Raw genomic sequence first — 24,190 nt, 5'->3', positions numbered from 1 at the left:
TGATTCACGGGAATGTTACATTTCCGGAGCCCTCTGTGGATGAGTTCGGGAAAGTCGTTATATGGTTGCGCCTTATGCGGAAAGCTTCCTGTGGACAGCCATCCACCGACCCGAAAGCGCAGGTTTCACGACCCGGTTTCCCGGCCGGCCGGAAGGCGGCAAAAAAATTTCGAGCTGCCGACACAATCCATGTGAAAACACGATCTGTTGCAGGTCGGGCACGCAAAAATCTACATGTTGTGGCTTGAGGGGGCGATGGTCGGGGCGGCGAGATTCGAACTCACGACCCCCTGTACCCAAAACAGGTGCGCTACCAGACTGCGCCACGCCCCGGACCGTGGGCGGTATCTAATCGGGAACGCCGCGCTTGAAAAGCCCAAATCGGCCCCGTTTACGCCCGCGCGCACGCGGCATCAGCACGGCCAGGCGGCCTGCTCCGGGGAAATGTCGGGGTGGCGCATCTCGCTGCCCTCGCCGATCTTCAGGGCATCGGCCATGCCGCCGTTGATCTCGAGGATGTACTGGATGTTGTTGCCGCCGAAGATCATCTCTTCGCTTTCCGGTTCTGCCATCCGGTGAATATGCTGCACCGTGCCGGTTTCATCGGCGAAGATCATGTCGAGCGGAATGAGCGTGTTCTTCATCCAGAACCGCACCGTGCGGGCGCTGTCATAGACGAAAAGCATGCCGGCGCTGCGGGCCATGCTTTCGCGATGCATCAGGCCCTGCGCGCGCTCATTGGCATCGTCGGCGACCTCCACCGTGAAGCGCGCCTCGCCCCAATCCCCCCGCAACGAGATCTGGTCGTTCCGGCAGGCACTCTCGGCCGCCGCAAGCGCCGGCAACAAGGTCAGCCCCAGCCCCCCAAGGATCAGTCGGATCGTTTTACCGCCGTTTCCCATCCACACACCTCCGTGGCCATACGACCGCGTTTACCATTGATCACCCGGATGGCCAGCGCCTCTCCGGATTGCAGGTCGGCCATGCCGGACCTGCGCAACACTTCTATATGGATGAACACGTCCTCGTCACGTCCGAAGGTGTTGGCAAAGCCGAAGCCCTTGCCCTTGTCGAACCACTTGACGCGGGCCGGCTCCAGCGGCGCGGCGCGGATTTCCTCTGGGTCGATATCCTCGAGGTCGGCAAGCCCGCTGAGCGTGTCCTGGTCCGGCGGCTCGATCGCGAGAACCTCGACGGCCTGCACGCCGCGTTCCGTCTGCTGAACCTCGAGTTCGATCCCGGCGCGGTCGGCGACGGAGCTCTGCCCGAAATTGCGCAGCACGTTGGCATGCAGCAGGATATCCGGCCCGCCCTCGTCAGCGACGACGAAGCCAAAGCCCTTGACGGGGTCGAACCACTTGACCTGCCCTTTCAGCCTTCGTGTGTTTTCCCGGTCTTTCGTCACAGTCTTCAACCTACAAGCCCCGCCCAGACATGTTCACGCATTAGAGGTGTATCGGACACACAAGGCAAGGGAAATTCCATTTTTATTCAGCATGTTGCCGCCAACGCTGAGCAGGTCTCAGGGACTGAGCCGCTGAATTTCCCATGCGTTTTCATGAGTTTCCCGCCGCCAGACGAAACGATCGTGCAGGCGGAAGGCACCGTCGGCCCAGAACTCGATCTCGACCGGAACGATGCGAAATCCGCCCCAGAATGGCGGGCGCTCGGGATTCGGACCCTTACGTGACGTCACCTTCGCCACTTCCGCCATGAGCCTCGTACGCGATTCCAGCGGCCGGGACTGCTGCGACGCCCACGCGCCCAGACGGCTCTTGAGGGACCGCGAGGCGAAATAGGCATCGGCCTCGGGGCCGTCCTCCTTCACCACCTCGCCGCGCACCCGCACCTGCCGGCGCAGCGATTTCCAGTGCAGCACCATCGCCGCCTTGCCCGTCGCCGCGATCTCCTGCCCCTTGGCGCTTTCGTAATTGGTGTAAAACCAGAAGCCGCTGTCAGTGATATCCTTCAACAGCACCATCCGCACGTTCGGCAGCCCGGCCGCATCGACGGTCGCCAGCGCCGCGGCATTGGGATCGTTGAGCTCGCCCGCCTCGGCCTCGGCCAGCCAGTCCCGCGCAATCCGGAACGGGTCGTCCCCGGCGAATATCCCCTCGCGTTCCATGGTGTCGCATCACTCCGTAGAAGTCGTTAACCATGCTGCTAGGATGGCACGGGGCGGGGCACAAGCCGATTTTCCGCCTCTCCGGCTAGATCATTGATCCGCCAAGGGCATTTGTTGGCGTCTCCATGCCCTTGATGCGGAGTGGTCGATCGCCTAAAGGAATAGCATAATACAAAGTGCGCCGAGGGCAAAAGATGTCGAATACGTTGATGGCAGGCAAACGCGGGCTGATCATGGGCCTTGCGAACGACAAATCCATTGCCTGGGGCATTGCCCGCGCCTGTGCCGAGGCCGGGGCGGAGCTGGCCTTTTCCTACCAGGGGGATGCGCTGAAGAAACGCGTGGCCCCGCTGGCCGAACAGCTCGGGTCAAACGTGGTGCTGCCCTGCGACGTCAGTGACATGGACAGCGTCGACGCGCTTTTCACGGAACTCGAGAAGACCTGGGGCAAGATCGACTTCCTGGTGCATGCCATCGGATTTTCCGACAAGGCCGAGCTGCGCGGCCGCTACGTCGACACGACGCGGACGAATTTCCTCAACACGATGGACATCTCGGTCTATTCCTTCACCGCCGTCGCACAGCGCGCCGAGAAGATGATGAACGAAGGCGGCGCCATTCTGACGCTGACATATTACGGCGCCGAACAGGTGATGCCGCATTACAATGTCATGGGCATCGCCAAGGCGGCGCTCGAGGCGTCGGTCATGTACCTGGCCGAGGACCTGGGCAAGGACGGCATCCGGGTCAACGCGATCTCGGCGGGCCCGATCAAGACACTTGCCGCCAGCGGCATCGGCGATTTCCGCTATATCCTGAAATGGAACGAGCTGAACTCGCCCCTGCGCCGCAACGTCACGATCGACGATGTCGGCAAGGCATCGCTCTACCTGCTGTCGGATCTCGGCAGCGGCACGACGGGCGAGATCCTGCATGTCGACGCGGGCTATCACGTGGTCGGCATGAAGGCGGTCGACGCACCCGATATCGAGAAGACCTGACACCATGGAACCGGCCCATTTCATCGCCTTCAACCTGACACTGCTGGCCGCACTGGCCAGCCCGGGACCGGCGATGCTGATGGCCCTGCGCACCACCCTGGTCGAGGGGCGCACCGCAGGCATCCTGACGGGCCTCGGGCTCGGCACGGTCGCGGCGGCATGGACGGGCGCGGCCCTGCTGGGGCTCGACGTGATCTACACGCTCTTCCCCTGGGCCTATATGACGCTCAAGATCATCGGCGCCACCTACCTGATCTACCTCGCCGTCACCATCTGGCGCGAGGCGAAGACGCCGCTGGACTCGGCCCAGGCTCCAAGGCGGCGCCCGTTCGTCAGCGGCCTGCTGGTCAATTTCGCCAACCCGAAATCCGTGCTCTTCGCCTCCGCCGTTCTCGTGGTCATCTTTCCCCGCGACATGACCCTTGCGCAGAAGGCGCTGATCGTGGGCAACCACATGCTTGTCGAATTCGCCGCCTACACCGCCTTTGCGTGCGCGCTTTCGACCCGCGCGGCGCGTGACGGCTATCTCCGGCTGAAACCGGTGCTCGACCGTATCGCGGCCGGGGTGCTGGGCGCGCTCGGGCTGAAACTGGCCTTCGACCGGAGTTGACCCGGGCGAGAAGGACCGCCTTCCGTTCGCCCTGCCTTTGCGCTAATGCGCCCGGAAAAACGACGGAGTGACGCCATGCAAGACCGCCTGCCCCACGAAAAAGGATTCCACGTCAGCTGGGACCAGCTTCACCGCGACGCCCGCGCACTGGCGTGGCGGCTTCAGGGCGAGGCGCCAGAGGGCGGCTGGAAAGCTGTCGTCGCCATCACCCGCGGCGGCATGGCCCCGGCGATGATCGTGGCGCGCGAACTCGACATCCGCACCGTCGATACGATCAGCGTGAAATCCTACAACCACCAGACCCAAAGCGCCCCGATCGTGATCAAGTCCCCCGACATGGACCTCGTGGGCGACGGCGAGGGCGTGCTGATCGTCGATGACCTGGTCGACACCGGCAAGACGCTGGAAGTGGTGCGCAAGCACATGCCGAAGGCCAAGGTCGCCACCATCTACGCCAAGCCCATGGGCCGCGAGATGGTCGACACCTTCGTCACCGAGGTGAGCCAGGACACGTGGATCTTCTTCCCGTGGGACATGGCCCTGCAATATGTCGAGCCGTATCGCGGGGTGTGACGGGCGCGGCCCTGCTCAGCCCCCGGTTTCGGCCTCCCACCGGCGCTGCATCTCTTCCGGTGCCATCTCCTGGACCACCTGCCCCAGCATCCAGCGATGACCGAACGGATCCTGCACCACGGCATTGCGGTCGCCGAAGCTCTGCGTCTTCGGCCTGCGCAAGACCATTGCCCCGGCTTGTTCGGCGCGCTCGGTGGCGGCGTCGCAATCCTCGACCCGCAAGTGCAGCGTGACAGGCGTGCCGCCAAGCGTATCGGGCGAGATTGCCCCGAAATCCGGGTACTCGTCGGCGAGGTAGAGGATCGAACCGCCGATCTGCAGCTCGGCATGACCGATCTTGCCGCTGTCCGACGGATCGGTCATCCGGAACAATTCCGCCGCGCCGAACGCATTGCGGTAAAAGTCGATGGCCTTCGATGCACCCTTGGTTACGATATACGGCGTGATAGATTGTTCTGTAGACATGACAACATCCTTGCGACTGCATTTAATTTACGTTACGTTTAGTAATTAAATGAGTCAAGATACTTCTTCTCCCCGCCGCGGGCGCCCGCCCTCGGCCGAAGCCCGCAAGAAGGCACTGCGGGCGGCGCGTGCCATTCTGATCGAGGATGGCCTGGGCCGCCTGACCATCGACGCGGTGGCGCAGGCCTCGGGCGTCAGCAAGCCCACGATCTACCGCAACTGGTCCAATGCCCAGGAACTGGCGATGGCCGCGCTGATCGACACCGCGCCGGATGCGCCTGCCGACACCAGCCTGCCCCCCGACCGCGCCCTCGCCGCTCAGCTCGACCAGCTCTGCCGTGCCTTCGCCAGCACCCGCGGCCGTCAGGTGGCGATGACGCTGGCGGCGGCAGATCCCGACAGCGAATTCACCAAGGCCTTCCGCAACCGCGTGATCCTCTCCAGCCGCGAAGAAGGGCGCACCATCCTGACACAGGCGGTCAAGGACGGCCTCCTGACCGAGCCGGGCGACATGGACGCCCTGCTCGACATGATCTACGGCGCGCTGTTCTTCCGGGTTCTGGCCGGGCACCTTCCGCCGGAGCCCGCCCTGGCAAAGGCCATCGTAGCACAGATTTTCCGGCCCCAGCTTGGCACCGAAGGACCGGCACGGTAAGAGCGGGAAACACAGTTCACAGGGACCGCCCCATGACCAGCCCTTCCCGCACCGCCACCACCTTTCCCCCGCCGATCATGGCGGCGAAACGCTGGGTCGAGGGGGTGGAATTTCCCGCCGACCGCCCGCTCATCAACGTGAGCCAGGCCGCCCCGGCCGAGCCCCCGCCCGAAGCGCTCCGGAAAGTGATCGCCGAGGCCGCGCTGAACCAGCCGTCGGCGCATCTCTACGGGCCGGTTTTCGGCCTTCCGGCGCTGCGCGAAGAGGTGGCCGGGCAATGGTGCCGTGCCTATGGCGGTAACATCGAGGCCGATCAGGTCGCCATCACCTCCGGCTGCAACCAGGCCTTCTGCGCCGCGGTCACCGCGCTGTGCACCGAAGGGGACGAGGTCATCCTGCCAACGCCGTGGTACTTCAATCACAAGATGTGGCTCGACATGTCGGGCGTCACCGCAGTGCCCTTGCCCACCGGTCCGGAACTCCTCCCCGATCCGGGCGAGGCCGAGGCGCGGATCACCAACAACACCCGCGCCATCGTGCTGGTGACGCCCAACAACCCGGGCGGCGTGGAATACCCGGCCGACCTGGTCGAAAGCTTCTACCGCCTGGCCCAGGCCCGCGGTCTCAAGCTGATCGCCGACGAGACCTATCGCGATTTCGACGCGCGCCCCGGCGCGGCGCATGACCTGTTTACCGATCCCGACTGGCCCGATACGCTGATCCAGCTTTACTCCTTCTCCAAGGCGTACCGCCTGACCGGGCACCGCGTCGGCGCCATGGTGGCGCACCCGTCCCTGCTGGCCGAGGTCGAGAAGTTCCTCGACACCGTCACCATCTGCCCCAACCAGCTTGGCCAGATCGCCGCGCTCTGGGGCTTGCGCAACCTTGGCCAGTGGCTGGCCGGTGAACGCGACGAGATCCTCGACCGCCGTGCCGCCATCCACGACAACATGCCCAAGATCACCCCGCAAGGCTGGCAATTGCTGGGATGCGGCGCCTATTTCGCCTACCTGCGCCACCCGTTCGACATCCCCTCGGACGAGCTGGCCCCCCTGCTTGTGCGCGAAGCGGGCGTCCTCCTGCTGCCGGCCACGATGTTCTACCCCGAGGGCGACGCCCGCGGCGCGCGCGAGCTGCGGGTCGCCTTCGCCAATGTCGACCGCGCCGCCATCGAGGTGCTTTTCGACCGCCTTGCGGGGCTTGGCCTGCCCCTTGCCCCCAATGGCGGCAGCGCGTAGACAGGCTCGGAACATCGCTGTCTAACAGGGGAAAACATGGCGAAGAAGGGTATCACGAACACGCTAGTCTGGCTCCTCATGGGCCTGCTCATCCTCGGGCTGGGCGGCTTCGGCGTGACCAACCTTTCCGGCAGCGTGCGGTCGATCGGCTCGGTCGGCGATTCCGACATCCGTGCCGAAGATTATGCGCGCGCGCTCCAGCGCGAAATCCGCGCCGTCGAGGCCGAGCGTGGCCAGGCGGTCAGCTTCGCCAAGGCGCGCGACATGGGCGTGACCGAATCCGTGCTGTCCCGCCTCATCGCCTCGGCCGCCTTCGACCACGAGACAGGGCAGATCGGCCTGTCGATCGGCGACGAGAACCTGCGCGACGAGATCGTCAACATGCAGCAGTTCCAGGGCGTCGACGGCAGCTTCGACCGCGATGGCTATCGCTATGCGCTCGAGCAGGCGGGCCTCTCCGAATCCGCCTTCGAGGAAGACATCCGCGCCGAAACCGCGCGCAGCTTCCTGCAGGCCTCGGTGATGGCCGGCGTCACCATGCCCGAGGGCTACATGCAGACGCTGATGAACTATCTCGGCGAACAGCGCTCGGTCGCATGGTCGGTGCTCGACCGCGGCGACCTGCAGACCGGACTGCCGGTGCCTGGCGAAGACGACCTTCAAGCCTATCATTCCGAGAACGAAGACCAGTTCACCATCCCCGAGCGCAAGCGCATCACCTATGCGCTGCTGACGCCCGACATGCTGATCGACACGGTCGAGGTCGACGAACAGGCCCTGCGCGACGCCTACGAGGCGCGGAATGCCGAGTTCAACCAGCCCGAACGGCGGCTGGTCGAACGGCTGGTCTTCGGCAACGAGGAGGCGGCCCAGGCCGCGCTCGAGAGGATCGAAAGCGGCGACGCCACCTTCGAAGAGCTGGTCGCCGACCGCGGGCTGGAACTTTCCGATATCGACCTCGGCGACGTGTCCCAGGCCGAGCTCGACGGCGCCGGCGAGGCGGTGTTCGCGGCCTCCACCGGTGACGTGGTCGGCCCGCTCCCCTCCTCCGTTGGCCCGGCCCTCTTCCGGGTGAACGCCGTGCTTGCCGAACAGAACACCAGCTTCGAGGAGGCCGAGCCGGACCTGCGCGCCGAGCTGGCCGCCGACCGCGCCCGCCGCGTCGTCGACAGCCGCATCGACGCGGTCGACGACCTTCTGGCCGGCGGCGCCACGATCGAGGACCTGGCCGACGAAACCGATCTGGAACTTGGCCAGATCGACTGGCACGAAGGCGTGAGCGACGGCATCGCCGCCTACGAATCCTTCCGCAGCGCAGCCAACGCCCTGTCCGAAGATGACTATCCCGAAGTCATCCAGCTTGACGAGGGCGGCATCTTCGCCATGCGCCTCGATGAGGTCGTCCCGCCCGAGGTGCAGCCGCTTGACGAGGTCCGCGACGCCGTCACCGCCGCGTGGGAGGCCGACGCGCTCGTGACCGAGCTGAAGGCCCAGGCCGAACCGCTGGTCGCCGACCTGTCCAACGGCGAAAGCCTCGAGGATGTGGGGCTGGCGGTCGACGGGTCGGAAACCATGACCCGCCGCGATTTCCGCGCCGAGGTGCCGCCCACATTCATCGAGACGGTGTTCGGCATGGAAGAAGGCGGCGCCACGATGATCGAGGGCAACGGCCGCATCTTCGTGATCAAGCTGAACGACATCCTTCCCCCCGATGCCCAGGACGGCGACCTCGAAGAGCTTCAGAGCGCCTTGCAGCAACGCGCTGCGTCCAGCCTCTCGCAGGACCTGTTCCAGCTTCTGGCCAACGACATCCGCGCCCGCGCGGGCATCGACCTGGATCAGGCCGCGATCAACGCCGTGCATTCCAACTTCCAGTAAAGGGCGCCCAAGGTGGAATTGACCCCCTCTTTCGAGACCTTCGCCGAGGGTTACGAGGCCGGAAGGAACCAGGTCGTTTATGCCCGGCTCGCGGCCGATCTCGATACGCCGGTCTCGCTGATGCTCAAGCTGACCGGGGCCGCGCAGGACGCCTTCATGCTGGAATCCGTCACCGGCGGCGAGGTGCGCGGGCGCTATTCGATCATCGGCATGAAGCCCGACCTGATCTGGCAGTGTCACGGTACCACCAGCCGCATCAACCGGCAGGCCCGCTATGACGGCGCCGCGTTCGAGGATCAGGAGGGCGGCCCTCTCGACAACCTGCGGGCCCTGATCGCCGAGTGCCGGATCGACCTGCCCGACGACCTGCCCGCCGCCAGCGCGGGGCTCTTCGGCTACCTCGGCTATGACATGATCCGGCTGGTCGAGCACCTGCCCAACGTCAACCCCGACCCGCTCGGCGTGCCCGACGCGCTGATGCTGCGCCCCTCGGTCGTCGCCGTGCTTGACGGGGTGAAGGGCGACGTGACCGTCGTCGCCCCCGCATGGGCCGATGCCGGGCTGTCGGCGCGGGCGGCCTATGCCCAGGCGGCCGAGCGGGTGATGGACGCCGTGCGCGACCTCGATCGCGCCCTGCCCCAGACCAGCCGCAACTTGGGCGAAGCACACGAAGACGCGCCGCCCGTGTCGAACTTCACCCGCGAGGCCTATGGCAAGGCGGTCGAGAAGGCCAAGGAATACATCCGCGCCGGCGACATCTTCCAGGTCGTGCCCAGCCAGCGCTGGACCCAGCCGTTCCGCCAGCCACCCTTCGCCCTCTACCGCAGCCTCCGGCGCACCAACCCCTCGCCCTTCATGTTCTACTTCAATTTCGGCGGCTTCCAGGTGGTCGGTGCCAGCCCGGAAATCCTCGTGCGGGTATTCGATAAACAGGTGACCATCCGCCCCATCGCCGGCACCCGCCCCCGCGGCGCCACGCCCGAGGAAGACCGCGCAAACGAAACCGACCTGCTGGCCGACCAGAAGGAACTGGCCGAGCACCTGATGCTGCTCGACCTCGGCCGCAACGACGTGGGCCGCGTCGCCAAGATCGGCAGCGTCCGCCCGACCGAGGAATTCATCATCGAACGCTACAGCCACGTCATGCACATCGTCTCGAACGTGGTGGGCGAACTGGCCGAGGATCAGGATGCGCTCTCCGCCCTGCTCGCCGGCCTTCCCGCCGGCACGGTCAGCGGCGCCCCCAAGGTCCGCGCGATGGAGATCATCGACGAGCTCGAGCCCGAGAAGCGTGGCGTCTATGGCGGCGGCGTCGGCTATTTCAGCGCGGGCGGCGACATGGATATCTGCATCGCGCTGCGCACCGCGCTGGTGAAGGACGAGACGCTCTATATCCAGGCCGGCGGCGGCGTCGTCTATGACAGCGACCCCGATGCCGAGTACATGGAAACCGTCCACAAATCGAACGCCATCCGCCGCGCGGCCGCAGACGCGGCCCGGTTCACCGGCGACGGGAACGGCTAAAACCTGTTCAGGTCTTCCTGCTGCGCTTGTCGGGTATCTTCGGATTGGTGGGCGGGACCATAGGGGCGGCCGGCTCCCCGTCACCTGCCTGGCCCAGCACACGCGCCACGGGGCTCGCCGCCCCATTCGGCATCAATTCGAACCCTGTCCGCTTGATCCGCTGAAGCACCCGCGCCGCAAGGTTCGGGTTGCGCTGGTTGTACATCTTCTTCCGCAGGAACCAGAACAGGAACCGTTCATAGGGAAACTCGGCACTGCCGATCTCCTTCAGCGCCCTCTCCGCCTCCTCCTCGGTACGCACGGTCCAGGCACAGGCGGCGAAATCGCTCCGTCCGAACAAGATGGCCGGCACGCGATGAAACAGCCCCTCGAAAGAGGCGCCGGAACAGATCGACACCGAACAATACGCGCCTTCCAGAAGGTCGTGGATATTGGCGTCGATGACCTGCACCTCCGGCTCGTTCTCGGCCAGCATCAAAGCGTGCGCCGAGGCGATCGTGTCGGGAAACTTCGGATGCGGCTTGATCAGCACCCGCCGCCCCTGCCGATACCGCATCACGAGGTCCAGCATCTCGGTCTCCATCATGTGCATGCTGCGCAGCACCGGGTCGGACAGGCCCTGCAGGAAGACCACGATGGCGCCCTGCCCCATGGGCGCGCGGCGCTCGGGCTGGTCGTATTTCGACACGCCCCGCTCCACCGTCTTGCCATGGAGGGCGTTGAAGAACTTCTCCGCCTGTCGGCCGTCCACCCCCGCCAGCCGGGGCGTGGCATTGATCATCGAGCTGTCGCACAGCACGCCCCGCTGATCGAGATACCAGTAGGGCCAGACATAGGCGATGCCGCAATTGAGCAGGTTGAACCGCCGCAGGAAGCCGTGATGAACGAGGTGGAAATCCGCCTTCGAATAGGTGCCAAGCTCGGTCGTCGAGGGCCGCTCGACGAAATCCACCTCCAGCCCCATGCGCCGCAGGTCCGGCGCGATCCGGCCGTAAAGCCCGAAGCCCGCCTGCCCGTGCCGGTCCAGCAGGTTGCCCGGCACGTGTATGAGAAGCTTCGGCGCTACCATCGGCGGATCGTCCATGACCACTGCGCGGGATCCTCGAAGATCAACTCGCTGACCACATCGTTGAATTGCTGCATCATCTTCTTCGGCTCTCCCGGCGGGATCGGCGCCGCCATGTGCACCCGAAACCGGCTGTGCCGCCCCTGCCGCAGCACGAAGCACGGGATCAGCGGCGCATCATGCGCCAGTGCCAGCTTCGCGGGCGTCAGCGAGGTGGGCGCCTTGCGCTGCCCCAGGAACCGCAGCCGCGCCCCCCGCCGGTCGCGATGATCGCCCAGCATCACCACCGGGTTGCCGTCGCCCAGGAAGGAAATGAACTCTTTCAGACTGCCCTCGTACTGCCGGTGCTTCCGGTGTCCGATCTTGAAGCCCACCTGCCCCATCTGGCCCAGCACCCGCTCGAACCGGCTGTCCAGCAGAAGGTTGCCCCGCGTCCGGTACAGGAACCCCGCCCGGATCCCCAGCGCCGTCAGCATCTGAAGCCCCACCACGTAATTCCCCACATGCCCCGTCAGCAGGATGACCGGCTTGCCCGCTTCCACCGCTTCGAAAAACGGCGCCTTCCCCGGCCCCTCGATCTTCGGCGGCCCAAGCGCGGGCAGGAATCGCTCCGCATTCATGATCTCGCCGTAGAACCGCGCCTGGTTGCCCAGGATACGCCGTTCGAGTCCCCTGCGCGCCCGGTCGCTTTCATCCGCGAAGACCCGCGCAAGGTTGGCCCGGACGATGTCGCGCTGCCCCGACAGCCGGGCAAAGATCGCGCGGTACCACCACGCCACCCACAGAACCCGAGCACGAAACACAACCGACATGACCGACAAACCCCGGACAACCCCGATGACAGTGATACCAGATTTTTCCTCTGCGGGGGAAAACGTGCGATTCTGGGCCGAAAGAAAGGTTTCAATTGGCCGGCCCGCGCGGCTAACTGGGGCCATGACCCGCGTGATCCTGTTCAACAAGCCCTATGGCGTGCTCTCGCAATTCACCGACAAGGGCACCGAGGGCAGCACGCGCCCGACCCTGTCGGCCTATATCGACGTGCCGGGCGTCTATCCCGCCGGGCGGCTGGACCGCGACAGCGAGGGTCTGCTGGTGCTCACCAATAACGGCCGGTTGCAGGCCCGCATCGCCGATCCCAAGCACAAGCAGGAGAAGACATACCTCGTTCAGGTCGAGGGCACCCCGGACGAGGCGGCACTGGCCGCCTTGCGCAGCGGCGTCGACCTGAAAGACGGCCGCACCCGCCCCGCGAAGGCCCGGTTCATCGACCCGCCCCGGATATGGGAACGTGACCCGCCGATCCGCTATCGCAAATCGGTGCCCGATTGCTGGCTGGAACTCACGATATCCGAGGGCCGCAACCGGCAGGTGAGGCGGATGACGGCCCATGTGGGCCACCCCACCCTGCGCCTCGTCCGCTGGCGCATCGGCGGCTGGTCGATCGACAGCCTCGCCCCCGGCGAATGGAGGGATGGCGATAGCGACACGGCGCCCTGAGCCCTCAAGGGCTGACCTACTGCTCCGCCTTCAGCACGGCCGACACCGGCGCCAGCGCCACGCTGCCGGCCCGGTCCTGAAGCCCCCAAAGCAGCAGCGCGCTCACCGTCTCGGCCCTCAGCCGGCCCACCATGACCACGCCTTGCTCCTGCTGCCCGGCCTTGAACGCCGCCTGGTCGAGGAACCGCCGGATCACCGTCGCATCCTGCCCCTCGGCATCGAAATCGCGAAACACCGACGCCACCGGCACGCCCTGCCGCGAAATCAGCTTCTGCGCCGTGTCGAGCCCGTTGGGAAACAGCACCAGCCCGTGCCCGCTGTCCTGCAGGATCGGGATAAGCTGCTCGGTCGCGGCCCGGCTGACCTGAAGCCCGCCATCGAGGCCCTCCATCACCGCCACGGCCTCGGGAACGGCGCCGAGATACGATTGCATCGCCACCTCCGCATCCGTCGCCCCCGCCCCCGGCGGCAGGTCCGCCATGGCCAGCACTTCCAGCCCCGCGTCCCGGTACTTCTCGGCGGCCTCTGCCGCCCCCGGCCAACTGGCATCGACCGCGTAGCTGATCGGATAGGGAAAATCGGCCAGCGCCTCGAAGCTGATCGGGCTGCTGCCATCGTCGATCAGCACGATCGCCATGAGCGGCTTGCCGTCCGGGTTGGAAAACGGCGCAGCGAAGGCTTCCAGCGGCGGCGGGTTGTCTTCCTCGGCCGATCCGTCATCGCTGACAGACGGCAGCCGGTCGGTGGTCACGCCCTCGGCCAGGTCGCCGATCGTACCGGAAGTCTCTTCCGGTGCGTCCTCCAGCTCCGCCATCTCCTCGCCGGAACCGTCCTGACCGGTCATCTCGCCGCCGGCGGCATCCTGGTCGGCCATCTCGTCTTCGTCCGGCGCGGCGTCCTGTGGCTGGACCTCGGGGGTGTCCTGAACCTCAAGCTCCACCTGCGGCTCGGGATCCGCGCTCTCGTCCGGCGCGGCCTCCGCCTCGTCCTGCGCCGGGAACGCCCCGCTCTCCTCCTCGACCTCGGGCTGGACCGGCTGGGCCGGTTCCGTGGAAATCGACAGGTCATCCTCGCTGTCCGGCGCTTCGGGGGCCAGCGCCTGCGGGCTGGGCAGAACCGGCTCGTCGCTGTCCACGTCGACGCCGGAACTGCCGGCCTGCGCCTCGGGCGAATTCAGCGTGCTTTCCGCGCTGCCCGTCTGCGGCTGCGAGGCCGGGGCGGTATCGGCCCCTTCCAGCGAGCTCAGGTCATCGGGCTCCGGCGCCTCGACCTGGGGCGCGCTGTCGGCGCTTGGGGTCTCGTCGGCGGCCGGCAATTCGGCCTCGGTATCCTCCCGCGACTGGTTGAATTCCGACGCGGCGGGCACTTCGACCTCACCGGCCTCCGGCGGGGCCTGCTCCGGCAGCGACGTCACCACCGACGCCGTCCCGAGCACCAGGCCCGAAAGAATTGTCCCCGTCAGAAAACCGCCCAATACCCCGCGTAGCACCAATTCTGCCCTCTTTATTGCCGTTTCGTTACCTTTGCGCCCCTTGACGGTGCCTTGCAACCCTGAACAAGTATACCGCGACTGAGACATCGGGCTAAAGCCCCCCAATCCCGTCAGGATGCTCGAAATGCTGCTACTGATCGATAATTACGACAGTTTTACCTACAATCTCGTGCATTACGTGGGTGAACTCGGGGCCGAGGTGGTGGTGCGGCGCAACGATGCGCTGAACGTGCAGGAGGCGATGGCGATGAACCCCGCCGGCATCCTTCTGTCGCCCGGTCCCTGCGACCCGGACCAGGCCGGCATCTGCCTCGCCCTGACCGAGGCCGCGGCCGCAACGAAGACGCCGCTTCTGGGCGTGTGCCTCGGGCACCAGACCATCGGCCAGACCTTCGGCGGCAAGGTCATCCGCCATTCCGAGATCGTCCACGGCAAGATGGGCCACATCCGCCACACCGACAAAGGCGTCTTCGCCGGCCTGCCGTCTCCCTTCGAGGCGACGCGATACCATTCCCTCGTGGTAGAGCGCAGCTCCTGCCCGGAAGCTCTTGAAATCACGGCGGAACTCGAAGACGGCACCATCATGGGGCTGCAACACCGCGAATTGCCGATCCACGGCGTCCAGTTCCACCCGGAATCGATCGCCTCCCAGCACGGGCACGCGCTTCTGAAGAATTTCCTCGACACCATGAAGGTCCCCGCATGAGCGACATCCGACCCCTCATCGGCATTGCCGCCGACCGCGCCCTTTCCCGCGAGGAGGCCGAAGCCGCCTTCAACTGCCTCTTCGAGGGCGAGGCCACCCCGGCCCAGACCGGCGGCTTTCTGATGGCCCTGCGCACGAGGGGCGAGACGGTCGACGAATACGCTGCCGCCGCCTCGGTCATGCGCGCCAAGTGCAACAAGGTCGGCAGCCTGCCCGGCGCCATGGACATCGTCGGCACCGGCGGCGACGGCAAGGGCACGCTCAACATCTCGACCGCCACCGCCTTCGTCGTGGCGGGCGCCGGTGTGCCCGTGGCCAAGCACGGCAACCGCAATCTCAGCTCCAAATCCGGCGCCGCCGACGCGCTCACGCAACTCGGCGTCAACGTGATGGTCGGCCCGAAAGTGGTTGAAAAGGCACTGAAAGCTGCCGGCATCGCCTTCATGATGGCGCCCATGCACCACCCCGCCATGGCCCATGTCGGCCCGGTCCGCACCGAACTCGGCACCCGCACCATCTTCAACATCCTCGGCCCACTCACCAACCCCGCCGGCGTCAAGCGGCAGCTCACCGGCGCCTTCGCCCGCGACCTGATCCGCCCGATGGCCGAAACGCTCGGCAAACTCGGCTCCGAACGCGCCTGGCTGGTCCATGGCAGCGACGGCACCGACGAGATGACCATCACCGGCACCACCTGGATCGCCGCGCTGGAAGAGGATGGCAGCATCCGCGAAACCGAGATCCACCCCGAGGATGCCGGCCTGCCCGTCCACCCGTTCGAGGATATCCTCGGCGGCACCCCGCAACAGAACGCCGACGCCTTCCGCGCCCTGCTCGACGGCGCCCCCGGCGCCTATCGCGACGCCGTGCTGCTCAACTCCGCCGCCGCGCTGGTTGTCGCCGGGAAATCGGAAACCCTGAAAGACGGGGTGGACCTCGCCCGCGAAAGCCTCGATAGCGGGGCCGCCAAGGCGAAGATCGAAACCCTCGCCCAAGTCACATCGGAGGCCGCATGAGCACGCCCACGATCCTTGAGGACATCAAGGCCTACAAACTCGAAGAGATCGCCGCCGCCAAGCAGGCCACCAGCCTGGAAGAGATCACCGCACAGGCCGAGGCGGCGCCCGCCGTGCGCCCCTTCGCCGACGCGCTGCTGCAGGCCAGCAAGACCGGCTTCGGCCTGATCGCCGAGATCAAGAAGGCCAGCCCGTCGAAAGGCATGATCCGCCCCGATTTCGACCCGCCGGCGCTGGCCAGGGCCTACGAGGAGGGCGGCGCCGCCTGCCTCTCCGTCCTGACCGACACGCCAAGCTTCGAGGGCTCGCCCGAGTTCCTGAAACAGGCCCGCGCGGCCTGTGAACTGCCGGTCCTGCGCAAGGACTTCATGTACGACACCTATCAGGTGGCCGAGGCGCGCGCCTGGGGCGCCGACTGCATCCTGATCATCATGGCCTCCGTCACCGACGAACAGGCCGCCGAACTGGAAGCCGCCGCGATCCGCTGGGGCATGGATGCCCTGATCGAGGTCCACAACAAGGCCGAGCTCGACCGCGCCGCTCTGCTCAAGTCGAAACTGATCGGCATCAACAACCGCGATCTCAACACCTTCGAGACCACGCTCGACACCTCGCGGGAACTGTCACGGCTGGTGCCCCCGGAAAAGATCATCGTCTGCGAAAGTGGCCTGACCGGCCCTGCAGACCTGGCCGACATGGCCCGCTACGGCGCCCGCTGCTTCCTGATCGGCGAGGCGCTGATGAGGCAGGAGGACGTGACGACCGCCACCAAAGCCATGCTCGACGTGCCCTCCGTGCCGGGGGGGATGATGTGAGCGGCCTGACCCATTTCGACGGCGACGGCCATGCGCATATGGTCGATGTCTCCGAGAAGGACGTGACCGCGCGGGTTGCCGTGGCCGAGGGGCACGTGAAGATGGCCCGCGAAACCTTTGATATCATGGCGGAAGGTCGCGCCAAGAAAGGCGACGTTCTGGCCGTCGCGCGGCTTGCCGGGATCATGGGCGCCAAGAAGACGGCCGAGCTGATCCCGCTCTGCCACCCGCTGCCCGTCACCAAGGTCTCGGTCGACCTCACCCCCGATGCCGACCTGCCGGGCGTCCGGATCGAGGCGACGGTCAAGACCACCGGCCAGACCGGGGTCGAGATGGAGGCCCTGACCGCCGTCAGCACCGCCGCGCTCACGGTCTACGACATGCTCAAGGCCGTCGACCGCGCGATGGAGATCGGCGGCACCCGCGTGAAACTCAAAGACGGCGGGAAATCAGGCCGTTACGAGGCGTCATGATCTCGGTCGACGAGGCCCTTTCGCACCTGTTCTCCCTCGTGGCCCCACTGGAACGCGAATCCGTCCCCCTGCAGGAGGCCGCGGGCCGCATCCTCGCCGACCCCGCCACCGCCCGGCGCGACCAGCCCCCCTTTCCGGCCTCGGCCATGGACGGGTACGCGGTCCGCTCCGATGAGGCCACACCCGGCGCGCGGCTCGAGGTGATCGGCGAAGCCGCGGCAGGCCACGGCTTTACCGGCCACGTGAAACCCGGCCAGGCCGTCCGTATCTTCACCGGCGCCCCGATGCCCGAAGGCGCAGACCGTGTCGTGATCCAGGAAGACGTCACGCGCGAGGGCGACACGATCACCCTCGGCGACAGGCTCGACGAAGGCCCCCACATCCGCCGCAAGGGCATCGACTTTGCCACCGGCGACACCATCGACGCGCCCCGCCTCCTGACACCGTCGGACATCGCGCTTCTGGCCGCGATGAACATTCCGCAGGTGAGTGTCACCCGCAAACCCGTCGTGGCCCTCATCTCCACCGGCGACGAACTGGTCATGCCCGGGGACGATCCCGGCCCGGACCAGATCATCGCGTCGAACACCTTCGGCCTCAAGGCCATGCTCGAACAGATGGGCGCCACCGCCCGCCTCCTGCCCATCGCGCGCGACAACACCGCCTCGCTCGAAACGGCCTTCGATCTTGCCGATGGCGCCGACCTCGTGGTCACGATCGGCGGCGCCTCGGTGGGCGATCATGACCTCGTGGGCGACGTCGCCGCCGGCCTCGGGATGGAACGCAGTTTCTACAAAGTAAAGATGCGCCCCGGCAAACCGCTCATGGCCGGCCGCATGGGCCGCGCCGCGATGGTGGGCCTGCCCGGCAACCCGGTCTCGGCCATGGTCTGCGGTCATGTCTTCCTTGCACCCATGATCCGCGTCATGCTGGGCCTCGGCGCCGCCCCCGCCCCGCGCCGCACGGCCCGGCTGGCCCAGGACATCCCCGCCAACGGCCCGCGCGAGCATTATATGCGCGCCACCCTCACGGAGGGCGAACTCACCCCGGCCGAGCGGCAGGACAGCTCGCTCCTCTCCGTGCTGGCCCGCGCCAACGCCCTGATGATCCGCCCGCAGGACGATCCCGCGCGCGCGAAGGGCGACAGGATCGACTATCTCCCCCTCTGACTTATCCACAGGTTTTGTTTACCAGAGTTGACACAAAACGGGAACATGCGTAGAACAAACGTAAACGTATGGTCGCGGAGGACGTGCAACATGCTGACCAAGAAACAACTCGATCTGCTGGAATTCATTCACAAACGGGTCCAGCGCGACGGGGTACCGCCCAGCTTCGACGAAATGAAGGATGCGCTCGACCTGCGCTCGAAATCGGGCATCCACCGCCTGATCACGGCGCTCGAGGAACGCGGCTTCATCCGCCGCCTCGCCCACCGGGCGCGGGCGCTCGAAATCGTGAAACTGCCCGAAAGCCTCGGCGGCACCGCCGGCGGGTTCGAACCCCGCGTGATCGAAGGCGACAGGCCCGATACCGAGGCGCCGGCCAATGCCATGCCCGTCGCCCATGCGGCGGCCACGGAACTGCCGGTCATGGGCCGCATCGCCGCCGGTGTCCCGATCGAGGCGATCGCCCATGCCAGCCACAACGTCGCCGTGCCCGGCGACATGCTCAGCGGCAAGGGCCATCACTACGCGCTTGAAGTCAAAGGCGATTCGATGATCGGCGTCGGCATCAACGATGGCGACGTGGTGGTCATCCGCGAAACCCAGACAGCCGATAACGGCGATATCGTCGTGGCCCTGGTCGAGGATCAGGAAGCCACGCTCAAGAAGTTCTACCGCAACGGCAACGCCATCGCGCTCGAGGCGGCGAACCCCGCCTACGAAACCCGCGTCCTGCCCGAGGACAAGGTGCGCGTACAGGGCAAGCTGGTCGGCCTGATCCGCACCTACTGAGTGTTCCAGAGCCGCGCGCCGGTCACCTCGCGCGCGGTCACCTGCCTGATCTTGCCCCCCTCGTCGAAGAGGGCAATCGCCCCGGTGGCGCGCAGCGTCTCCGGCGTGATCACGCGGCACGGCAACTCCACCGTCGGCGCAGCGGTCAGCACGATCCAGTCATCGCGGCGGCAGGTGGTCAACGCCTCCGCCGCCCGTTTGCCCGGCAGGGCGATGACCGGCCACCCGGTCCCGGCCACATCCCCCCAGCGGTCATGCGCGGCTTCCTGTTCCTCCGGATCGCCATCGTTCTCCAGCCAGATATCCGCCACGAACCCTGCCCCCCGCGGCTTGCTCAGCGCACGCCCCTTCTCGGTCATCACCCCCACCAGCGCGCCCGTGTCCGAGATCAGCACATCCGGCCGACCCGTCTGAACCCACAGAAGCGCCCCAAGCGCCGCAGGCACCAGCCCGGCCACCCGGAACCGCCCCTGCCACAGGATCAGCAGCAGCGCGCCGACGGCAATCAGCGGCAGCACCGCCGGCCCCGGCCCAGGCACCGTGCCCCTTGCCCCCTCCAGCCCGGAAATCCAGTGCGCCACACCAAGGATCCAGCCCAGCCCCTGCCCCATGAGCCAGAGCGGCAGCCACTCCAGCCCGAAGGGCAGAAGACACACCGAAACAAGCGCCGCGGGCATCACCAGCACCCCCATCAGCGGCACGCTCAACAGGTTCGCAGGCAGCCCGTAATGGGCGACCTGGTTGAAATGCGCCGCCGCGATCGGCGCCGTGGCCAGCCCCGCCACCAGCGACGACACCGCCACCGCCACCGCCGGCCTGAGCCAGCGCGGGCCCAGCGATATCTCGCGATCCCTGAACCAGCCGAACACCGCCACCAGCGCCGTCGTCGCCGCGAAGGACATCTGGAAACCGGGCCCGAGCATCGCCTCCGGCCGCAGCACCAGAACGATCAGCGCCGCCATCGCCACCGCCCTCAGCGACAGCGCCCGCCGGTCCGCCATCACCGCGAACAGCATCACCGCCACCATCACGAAGGCCCGCTCGGTCGCCACGTTGCCCCCGGAGAGCGAATAATACCCCGCCGCCGCCGCAACGGCGACGCCGGCCGCGATCTTCTTCGCCGGCAAGCGCAGGCCCAGGTAGGGAACCGCCGCGAAGCCCAGCCGCACCGCCCCGAAGACCACCCCGGCCAGAAGGCCGAGGTGCAGCCCCGAAATCGCCAGCAGATGCGCAAGGTTGGAAATCCGTAACGCCTTCAGCGTGTCCTGCCCGATGCCCGACCTGTCCCCGGTCATGATCGCCGCTGCAAACGCGCCCGTCTCGCCCGGCACCCGCGCCTGCACCCTGTCCGACAGCCACATGCGCGCCTTGAACAGCCACTGCCCCCCGCCCGCAGGCTCCAACAGCAGCACCGGCGTGCGCGTGTACCCCACCGCCCCCAGCCGCTTGAACCAGGCGTGCCGCTGGAAATCGAACCCGGCCGGCTCCACCGGGCCGGCGGGCGGCGACAGGTGCCCGGTCAGGATCACCCTCATCCCCGGCGCCGGATCGAGATGGCCCTGAACCCCGTGCAGCGAAACCCGTACCCGCGCGGGCGTCCGACTTGGCGACACCCGCGCAAGCACCACCTGGTCGAGCGTCAGCCGCAGCGCGTCCGACCCCGAGCGGTCCAATCCAACGATCCGCCCCTCGACCGGGCCATAATATCGCCAGGTCAGCACCGGCGCCTTGACCCAATGCGCCCGCGCCCCCGCGATGCAGAACCCCAGCGCCACCAGCGCCACCCCCCACAACACCGGCGAGACCAGCACACCGGCCCGCGCCGCCAGCCCGAGGCACAAAACCGCCCCCCCGCCGATCCAGAGATACTGCATCGGCGCCGGTTCGACTTTCACGGCAAAGTACAGGCCGACCCCCGCCGCCAGCGCCACCGGCGCCCAGCAAAACAGTTGCCCGCGCTGCGCCAACCACGCGGAAACGGCGCTATGGACGAGTTCCAAGACTTGTTTCCCCTCCGGCGGGCCGATAGACAGTCATGGAAAACTGATCCGTTCGATATCCCCCAAAACCGTTACCGAAAGGTTAATCCAGAAAGGACCCTGCCCGACATGTCCCAGACGGTCGTCACCCGATTTGCCCCTTCTCCCACCGGCTTTCTGCATATCGGCGGGGCACGGACGGCGCTGTTCAATTGGCTCTATGCGCGGGGCCGTGGCGGGAAATTCCTTCTGCGGATCGAGGATACCGACCGCGCGCGCTCGACCCCCGAGGCAACGCAGGCCATCCTCGACGGGCTGGCGTGGCTGGGCCTCGACCATGACGGCGAGGCGGTCAGCCAGGCGGCGCGCGCCGACCGCCATGCCGAGGTGGCCCGCGAGCTGCTGGACAAGTGCGAGGCCTTCAAATGCTTCTCGACTCGGGAAGAGATCGAGGCCTTCCGCGAGGCCGCCCGGGCCGAGGGCCGCTCCACCCTCTTCCGCAGCCCGTGGCGCGATGCCGACCCCTCGACCCATCCCGACGCGCCCTACGTGATCCGCATCAAGGCCCCGCGCGACGGCAGCACAATCATCCGCGACGAGGTGCAGGGCGACGTCACCATCCGCAACGACCAGCTCGACGACATGATCCTGTTACGCAGCGATGGCACACCGGTCTACATGCTGGCCGTGGCCGTCGACGATCATGACATGGGTGTCACGCACGTGATCCGGGGGGATGACCACCTCAACAACGCCGCCCGGCAGATGATGATCTACCAGGCGATGGGCTGGCCCCTGCCCGTCTACGCCCATATCCCGCTGATCCACGGCCCCGACGGCAAGAAGCTGTCGAAACGCCACGGCGCGCTCGGCGTCGAGGAGTACCAGCGCATGGGCTACCCTGCGGCGGGCATGCGCAACTACCTTGCCCGCCTCGGCTGGAGCCATGGCGACGACGAGTTCTTCACCGACGCACAGGCGCAGGAGTGGTTCGACCTCTCCGGCATTGGCAAGTCCCCCGCCCGGTTCGACTTCAAGAAGCTCGACAATCTCAGCGGCCAGCATATCGCCGCATCCGACGATGCTGCGCTGCTGCATGAGCTTCTCGCCTTCCGTCAGGTCACCGGCGCCCCGCCCCTCGGTGACGCCAAGACAGCCTTGCTCGGGTCCGGCATGTACTGCCTCAAGGAGCGCGCCAAGACCTTTCCGGAACTCCTTGAAAAGGCGGAATTTATTCTGGCCGATCGCCCGATCGAGCCCGACGAGAAAGCGGCGAAGAACCTCGACGATGTATCCCGTGGTATACTGGGGCAATTGACGCCGCATATGCAAAATGCTAGTTGGACGCGTGAGGATCTGGAGGCTGCCGCCATGCAGTTCGCCGAGTCCATTGATACCAAATTCGGCAAGCTGGCGGGCCCGATGCGGGCCGCACTGGCCGGCCGGGCTGCGACACCTAGCGTGTTCGATATGATGCTCGTTCTGGGGCGGGAAGAATCCCTCGCCCGGCTCGAGGATGCCGCCTGCGAGAAAGGTTGACCTCTCGAAAGGCCAGATGAAAGAAACCTGCCCGATTGCGAATTTCCGCGCGGGCGCGAAGAGGGAGTACCCCTATGGCTGACAGTAACAAATCCGCGACGCTGACGATCGACGGCACCGACTACGAACTGCCGATCCTTTCGCCCACCGCCGGCCCCGACGTGATCGACATCCGCAAGCTCTACGGGCAGGCGGGCGTGTTCACCTACGACCCCGGCTTCACCTCGACCGCAAGCTGCGACAGCACCATCACCTTCATCGACGGGGCCAAGGGCGAGCTGCTGCACCGCGGCTACCCGATCGACCAGCTGGCCGAGAAATCGCATTTCCTCGAGGTCTGCTACCTGCTGCTTTACGGCGAACTGCCCTCGGCCGCTCAGCTCGAGGATTTCGAGGATCGGGTGACCAACCACACCATGCTGCACGAACAGATGCACTTCCTGTTCCGCGGCTACCGCCGGGATGCGCACCCGATGGCGATCATGGTGGGCGTGGTCGGCGCGCTTTCCGCCTTCTACCACGACTCGACCGACATCAACGACCCGTGGCAGCGCGAGGTCGCCTCGATCCGCCTCGTCGCCAAGATGCCGACCATCGCGGCCATGGCCTACAAGTATTCCATCGGCCAGCCCTTCGTGTATCCGCGCAACGACATCGACTACGCGTCGAACTTCCTGCGCATGTGCTTTGCCGTGCCGGCAGAAGACTACGAGGTGAACCCGATCCTGAGCCGCGCGATGGACCGGATCTTCACCCTTCACGCCGACCACGAGCAGAACGCCTCGACCTCGACCGTGCGCCTCGCCTCCTCCTCGGGCGCCAACCCCTTCGCCTGTATCGCGGCGGGCATCGCGTGCCTCTGGGGCCCGGCCCATGGCGGGGCCAACCAGGCCTGCCTCGAAATGCTGCGCGAGATCGGCACGGTCGACAAGATCCCCGAATACATCGCCCGCGCCAAGGACAAGAATGACGAGTTCCGCCTGATGGGCTTCGGCCACCGGGTCTACAAGAACTTCGATCCGCGCGCCAAGGTGATGAAGCAATCCGCCGACGAGGTGCTCGACCTGCTCGGCATCGAGGACAACCCGACCCTGCAGGTCGCCAAGGAGCTCGAAAAGGCCGCGCTGGAAGACGATTACTTCGTCGACAAGAAGCTCTTCCCGAACGTCGATTTCTACTCCGGCATCATCCTCGAGGCGATGGGCTTCCCGACCTCGATGTTCACGCCGATCTTCGCGCTCAGCCGCACGGTCGGCTGGATCTCGCAGTGGAAGGAAATGATCGCCGATCCCCAACTCAAGATCGGCCGCCCGCGCCAGCTCTACCAGGGCGCCACGCTGCGCGACTACGTGGATATCGAGAAGCGCTGAGCCTCGGCCACGAGAGAATTCCAGCCCCGGGCAGACCTCCGGCCCGGGGCTTTTTCATGGAAATCGGTTAAAGCGTTTCGATTTTAACCTGCGACATATCCGGCAGCCTTGAAGAAGTTCCAACATTCGTTGGGTGAGAACATATCGCAGATGTCTCCGAGGACTTCGAAGAGGTCTGTAAAGGTTCTGGCGCCGATCCTGCGCAGG

General features: G+C 66.3%; 24 protein-coding genes, 1 tRNA gene and 1 pseudogene. 16 read left to right on the top strand and 10 right to left on the bottom strand.

The window, feature by feature from the left end:
* Positions 1 to 256 precede the first annotated feature (256 nt).
* The 4 genes from RLN94_RS17205 to pdxH form a co-directional block, all read right to left on the bottom strand.
* Positions 257 to 333 (bottom strand) — tRNA-Pro (locus tag RLN94_RS17205).
* Positions 334 to 413: 80 nt separating this feature from the next.
* The gene (locus RLN94_RS17200) at positions 414 to 902 is read right to left on the bottom strand and encodes a DUF192 domain-containing protein (RefSeq protein ID WP_350117407.1); all 489 of its coding nucleotides are present in this window, start codon (positions 900 to 902) and stop codon (positions 414 to 416) included.
* Complete coding sequence (locus RLN94_RS17195) at positions 872 to 1,405, bottom strand: cold-shock protein (RefSeq protein ID WP_350117406.1); 534 nt, start codon at positions 1,403 to 1,405, stop codon at positions 872 to 874. The genes RLN94_RS17200 and RLN94_RS17195 overlap by 31 nt, the downstream gene beginning before the upstream one ends.
* A 117-nt stretch (positions 1,406 to 1,522) precedes the next feature.
* Entirely contained in the window at positions 1,523 to 2,125 is a 603-nt protein-coding gene (gene pdxH / locus RLN94_RS17190) for a pyridoxamine 5'-phosphate oxidase (RefSeq protein WP_350117405.1), read from the bottom strand.
* A 194-nt stretch (positions 2,126 to 2,319) separates the two neighbouring features.
* Between pdxH and fabI the strand changes: the two genes are divergently transcribed.
* The 3 genes from fabI (at position 2,320) to gpt (ending at position 4,309) form a co-directional block, all read left to right on the top strand.
* Positions 2,320 to 3,126 carry an enoyl-ACP reductase FabI gene (gene fabI, locus RLN94_RS17185; protein ID WP_350117404.1) on the top strand — a complete coding sequence of 269 codons (807 nt, stop codon included), beginning with the start codon at positions 2,320 to 2,322 and terminating at the stop codon, positions 3,124 to 3,126.
* Positions 3,127 to 3,130: 4 nt separating this feature from the next.
* Positions 3,131 to 3,736: a LysE family translocator gene (locus tag RLN94_RS17180; protein WP_350117403.1), complete on the top strand. Its 606-nt coding sequence runs from the start codon at positions 3,131 to 3,133 to the stop codon at positions 3,734 to 3,736.
* 75 nt (positions 3,737 to 3,811) lie between these two features.
* A complete protein-coding gene (gpt, locus tag RLN94_RS17175; RefSeq protein WP_350117402.1) occupies positions 3,812 to 4,309 on the top strand; it encodes a xanthine phosphoribosyltransferase in 498 nt (165 codons plus the stop codon).
* A 15-nt stretch (positions 4,310 to 4,324) separates the two neighbouring features.
* Here gpt and RLN94_RS17170 read toward each other — a convergent pair whose 3' ends face one another.
* A complete protein-coding gene (locus tag RLN94_RS17170; RefSeq protein ID WP_350117401.1) occupies positions 4,325 to 4,774 on the bottom strand; it encodes a VOC family protein in 450 nt (149 codons plus the stop codon).
* A gap of 49 nt (positions 4,775 to 4,823) precedes the next feature.
* On the opposite strand from RLN94_RS17170, the gene RLN94_RS17165 reads away from it, so the two are divergent.
* From RLN94_RS17165 to trpE, 4 genes are read left to right on the top strand one after another with little or no spacing between them, the layout of a single operon-like run.
* Positions 4,824 to 5,429 carry a TetR/AcrR family transcriptional regulator gene (locus RLN94_RS17165; RefSeq protein WP_350117400.1) on the top strand — a complete coding sequence of 202 codons (606 nt, stop codon included), beginning with the start codon at positions 4,824 to 4,826 and terminating at the stop codon, positions 5,427 to 5,429.
* 32 nt (positions 5,430 to 5,461) lie between these two features.
* Positions 5,462 to 6,667 carry an aminotransferase gene (locus tag RLN94_RS17160; protein ID WP_350117399.1) on the top strand — a complete coding sequence of 402 codons (1,206 nt, stop codon included), beginning with the start codon at positions 5,462 to 5,464 and terminating at the stop codon, positions 6,665 to 6,667.
* A gap of 36 nt (positions 6,668 to 6,703) precedes the next feature.
* On the top strand, positions 6,704 to 8,545 hold the full coding sequence (locus RLN94_RS17155) for a peptidyl-prolyl cis-trans isomerase (protein ID WP_350117398.1): 1,842 nt from the start codon (positions 6,704 to 6,706) through the stop codon (positions 8,543 to 8,545).
* Between the two features lie 12 nt (positions 8,546 to 8,557).
* Positions 8,558 to 10,069 carry an anthranilate synthase component I gene (gene trpE / locus RLN94_RS17150; RefSeq protein WP_350117397.1) on the top strand — a complete coding sequence of 504 codons (1,512 nt, stop codon included), beginning with the start codon at positions 8,558 to 8,560 and terminating at the stop codon, positions 10,067 to 10,069.
* A 7-nt stretch (positions 10,070 to 10,076) separates the two neighbouring features.
* Here trpE and RLN94_RS17145 read toward each other — a convergent pair whose 3' ends face one another.
* Together RLN94_RS17145 and RLN94_RS17140 are read right to left on the bottom strand one after the other, a co-directional pair.
* Positions 10,077 to 11,159 (bottom strand): hypothetical protein, encoded by a 1,083-nt coding sequence (locus tag RLN94_RS17145; RefSeq protein WP_350169322.1) that lies wholly within the window; start codon positions 11,157 to 11,159, stop codon positions 10,077 to 10,079.
* Complete coding sequence (locus tag RLN94_RS17140; RefSeq protein ID WP_350117395.1) at positions 11,132 to 11,947, bottom strand: lysophospholipid acyltransferase family protein; 816 nt, start codon at positions 11,945 to 11,947, stop codon at positions 11,132 to 11,134. Before RLN94_RS17140 ends, RLN94_RS17145 begins: the two co-directional genes overlap by 28 nt.
* A 124-nt stretch (positions 11,948 to 12,071) precedes the next feature.
* Here RLN94_RS17140 and RLN94_RS17135 point away from each other — a divergent pair, with 124 nt between their 5' ends.
* Positions 12,072 to 12,635 carry a pseudouridine synthase gene (locus tag RLN94_RS17135; protein WP_350117394.1) on the top strand — a complete coding sequence of 188 codons (564 nt, stop codon included), beginning with the start codon at positions 12,072 to 12,074 and terminating at the stop codon, positions 12,633 to 12,635.
* Positions 12,636 to 12,651: 16 nt separating this feature from the next.
* Here RLN94_RS17135 and RLN94_RS17130 read toward each other — a convergent pair whose 3' ends face one another.
* Entirely contained in the window at positions 12,652 to 14,052 is a 1,401-nt protein-coding gene (locus RLN94_RS17130; RefSeq protein WP_350117393.1) for a divergent polysaccharide deacetylase family protein, read from the bottom strand.
* 199 nt (positions 14,053 to 14,251) lie between these two features.
* Between RLN94_RS17130 and RLN94_RS17125 the strand changes: the two genes are divergently transcribed.
* From RLN94_RS17125 to lexA, 6 genes are all read left to right on the top strand, one after another.
* Complete coding sequence (locus tag RLN94_RS17125) at positions 14,252 to 14,833, top strand: anthranilate synthase component II (protein ID WP_350117392.1); 582 nt, start codon at positions 14,252 to 14,254, stop codon at positions 14,831 to 14,833.
* The gene (gene trpD / locus RLN94_RS17120; protein ID WP_350117391.1) at positions 14,830 to 15,849 is read left to right on the top strand and encodes an anthranilate phosphoribosyltransferase; all 1,020 of its coding nucleotides are present in this window, start codon (positions 14,830 to 14,832) and stop codon (positions 15,847 to 15,849) included. Before RLN94_RS17125 ends, trpD begins: the two co-directional genes overlap by 4 nt.
* Positions 15,846 to 16,664, top strand: coding sequence for an indole-3-glycerol phosphate synthase TrpC (gene trpC / locus RLN94_RS17115; protein ID WP_350117390.1), 819 nt, complete (start codon positions 15,846 to 15,848; stop codon positions 16,662 to 16,664). Before trpD ends, trpC begins: the two co-directional genes overlap by 4 nt.
* Positions 16,661 to 17,137: a cyclic pyranopterin monophosphate synthase MoaC gene (gene moaC / locus RLN94_RS17110; RefSeq protein WP_350117389.1), complete on the top strand. Its 477-nt coding sequence runs from the start codon at positions 16,661 to 16,663 to the stop codon at positions 17,135 to 17,137. Before trpC ends, moaC begins: the two co-directional genes overlap by 4 nt.
* Positions 17,134 to 18,306, top strand: a complete 1,173-nt coding sequence (locus RLN94_RS17105) for a molybdopterin molybdotransferase MoeA (RefSeq protein ID WP_350117388.1) — start codon at positions 17,134 to 17,136, stop codon at positions 18,304 to 18,306. The genes moaC and RLN94_RS17105 overlap by 4 nt, the downstream gene beginning before the upstream one ends.
* Before the next feature lie 90 nt (positions 18,307 to 18,396).
* Positions 18,397 to 19,095, top strand: coding sequence for a transcriptional repressor LexA (gene lexA, locus RLN94_RS17100; protein ID WP_350117387.1), 699 nt, complete (start codon positions 18,397 to 18,399; stop codon positions 19,093 to 19,095).
* Here lexA and RLN94_RS17095 read toward each other — a convergent pair.
* A complete protein-coding gene (locus tag RLN94_RS17095; RefSeq protein WP_350117386.1) occupies positions 19,089 to 21,095 on the bottom strand; it encodes a ComEC/Rec2 family competence protein in 2,007 nt (668 codons plus the stop codon). The genes lexA and RLN94_RS17095 overlap by 7 nt on opposite strands.
* Positions 21,096 to 21,203: 108 nt before the next feature.
* On the opposite strand from RLN94_RS17095, the gene gltX reads away from it, so the two are divergent.
* Both gltX and gltA read left to right on the top strand, forming a co-directional pair.
* The gene (gene gltX, locus RLN94_RS17090; RefSeq protein WP_350117385.1) at positions 21,204 to 22,613 is read left to right on the top strand and encodes a glutamate--tRNA ligase; all 1,410 of its coding nucleotides are present in this window, start codon (positions 21,204 to 21,206) and stop codon (positions 22,611 to 22,613) included.
* Between the two features lie 74 nt (positions 22,614 to 22,687).
* On the top strand, positions 22,688 to 23,983 hold the full coding sequence (gene gltA / locus RLN94_RS17085; RefSeq protein WP_350117384.1) for a citrate synthase: 1,296 nt from the start codon (positions 22,688 to 22,690) through the stop codon (positions 23,981 to 23,983).
* An 83-nt stretch (positions 23,984 to 24,066) separates the two neighbouring features.
* On the opposite strand, the pseudogene RLN94_RS17080 reads toward gltA, so the two are convergent.
* Positions 24,067 to 24,190, bottom strand: a pseudogene (locus RLN94_RS17080) (IS630-like element ISSpo6 family transposase); the annotation flags it as partial.

It is taken from the genome of Roseovarius sp. (assembly GCF_040223625.1).
Classification (GTDB): Bacteria; Pseudomonadota; Alphaproteobacteria; order Rhodobacterales; family Rhodobacteraceae; genus Roseovarius.
This window is presented reverse-complemented; position numbering and strand designations above follow the sequence as displayed.

Bases quoted from the DNA above. Each gene is read 5' to 3' on its own strand.
- RLN94_RS17180 (WP_350117403.1), top strand. From the start codon at position 3,131: ATGGAACCGGCCCATTTCATCGCCTTCAACCTGACACTGCTGGCCGCA.
- gltX (WP_350117385.1), top strand. From the start codon at position 21,204: ATGTCCCAGACGGTCGTCACCCGATTTGCCCCTTCTCCCACCGGCTTT.
- trpC (WP_350117390.1), top strand. From the start codon at position 15,846: ATGAGCACGCCCACGATCCTTGAGGACATCAAGGCCTACAAACTCGAA.
- gltA (WP_350117384.1), top strand. From the start codon at position 22,688: ATGGCTGACAGTAACAAATCCGCGACGCTGACGATCGACGGCACCGAC.
- fabI (WP_350117404.1), top strand. From the start codon at position 2,320: ATGTCGAATACGTTGATGGCAGGCAAACGCGGGCTGATCATGGGCCTT.
- RLN94_RS17200 (WP_350117407.1), bottom strand. From the start codon at position 902: ATGGGAAACGGCGGTAAAACGATCCGACTGATCCTTGGGGGGCTGGGG.
- RLN94_RS17160 (WP_350117399.1), top strand. From the start codon at position 5,462: ATGACCAGCCCTTCCCGCACCGCCACCACCTTTCCCCCGCCGATCATG.
- RLN94_RS17155 (WP_350117398.1), top strand. From the start codon at position 6,704: ATGGCGAAGAAGGGTATCACGAACACGCTAGTCTGGCTCCTCATGGGC.
- RLN94_RS17135 (WP_350117394.1), top strand. From the start codon at position 12,072: ATGACCCGCGTGATCCTGTTCAACAAGCCCTATGGCGTGCTCTCGCAA.
- RLN94_RS17140 (WP_350117395.1), bottom strand. From the start codon at position 11,947: ATGTCGGTTGTGTTTCGTGCTCGGGTTCTGTGGGTGGCGTGGTGGTAC.
- RLN94_RS17125 (WP_350117392.1), top strand. From the start codon at position 14,252: ATGCTGCTACTGATCGATAATTACGACAGTTTTACCTACAATCTCGTG.
- gpt (WP_350117402.1), top strand. From the start codon at position 3,812: ATGCAAGACCGCCTGCCCCACGAAAAAGGATTCCACGTCAGCTGGGAC.
- RLN94_RS17105 (WP_350117388.1), top strand. From the start codon at position 17,134: ATGATCTCGGTCGACGAGGCCCTTTCGCACCTGTTCTCCCTCGTGGCC.
- trpD (WP_350117391.1), top strand. From the start codon at position 14,830: ATGAGCGACATCCGACCCCTCATCGGCATTGCCGCCGACCGCGCCCTT.
- RLN94_RS17170 (WP_350117401.1), bottom strand. From the start codon at position 4,774: ATGTCTACAGAACAATCTATCACGCCGTATATCGTAACCAAGGGTGCA.
- pdxH (WP_350117405.1), bottom strand. From the start codon at position 2,125: ATGGAACGCGAGGGGATATTCGCCGGGGACGACCCGTTCCGGATTGCG.
- RLN94_RS17165 (WP_350117400.1), top strand. From the start codon at position 4,824: ATGAGTCAAGATACTTCTTCTCCCCGCCGCGGGCGCCCGCCCTCGGCC.
- lexA (WP_350117387.1), top strand. From the start codon at position 18,397: ATGCTGACCAAGAAACAACTCGATCTGCTGGAATTCATTCACAAACGG.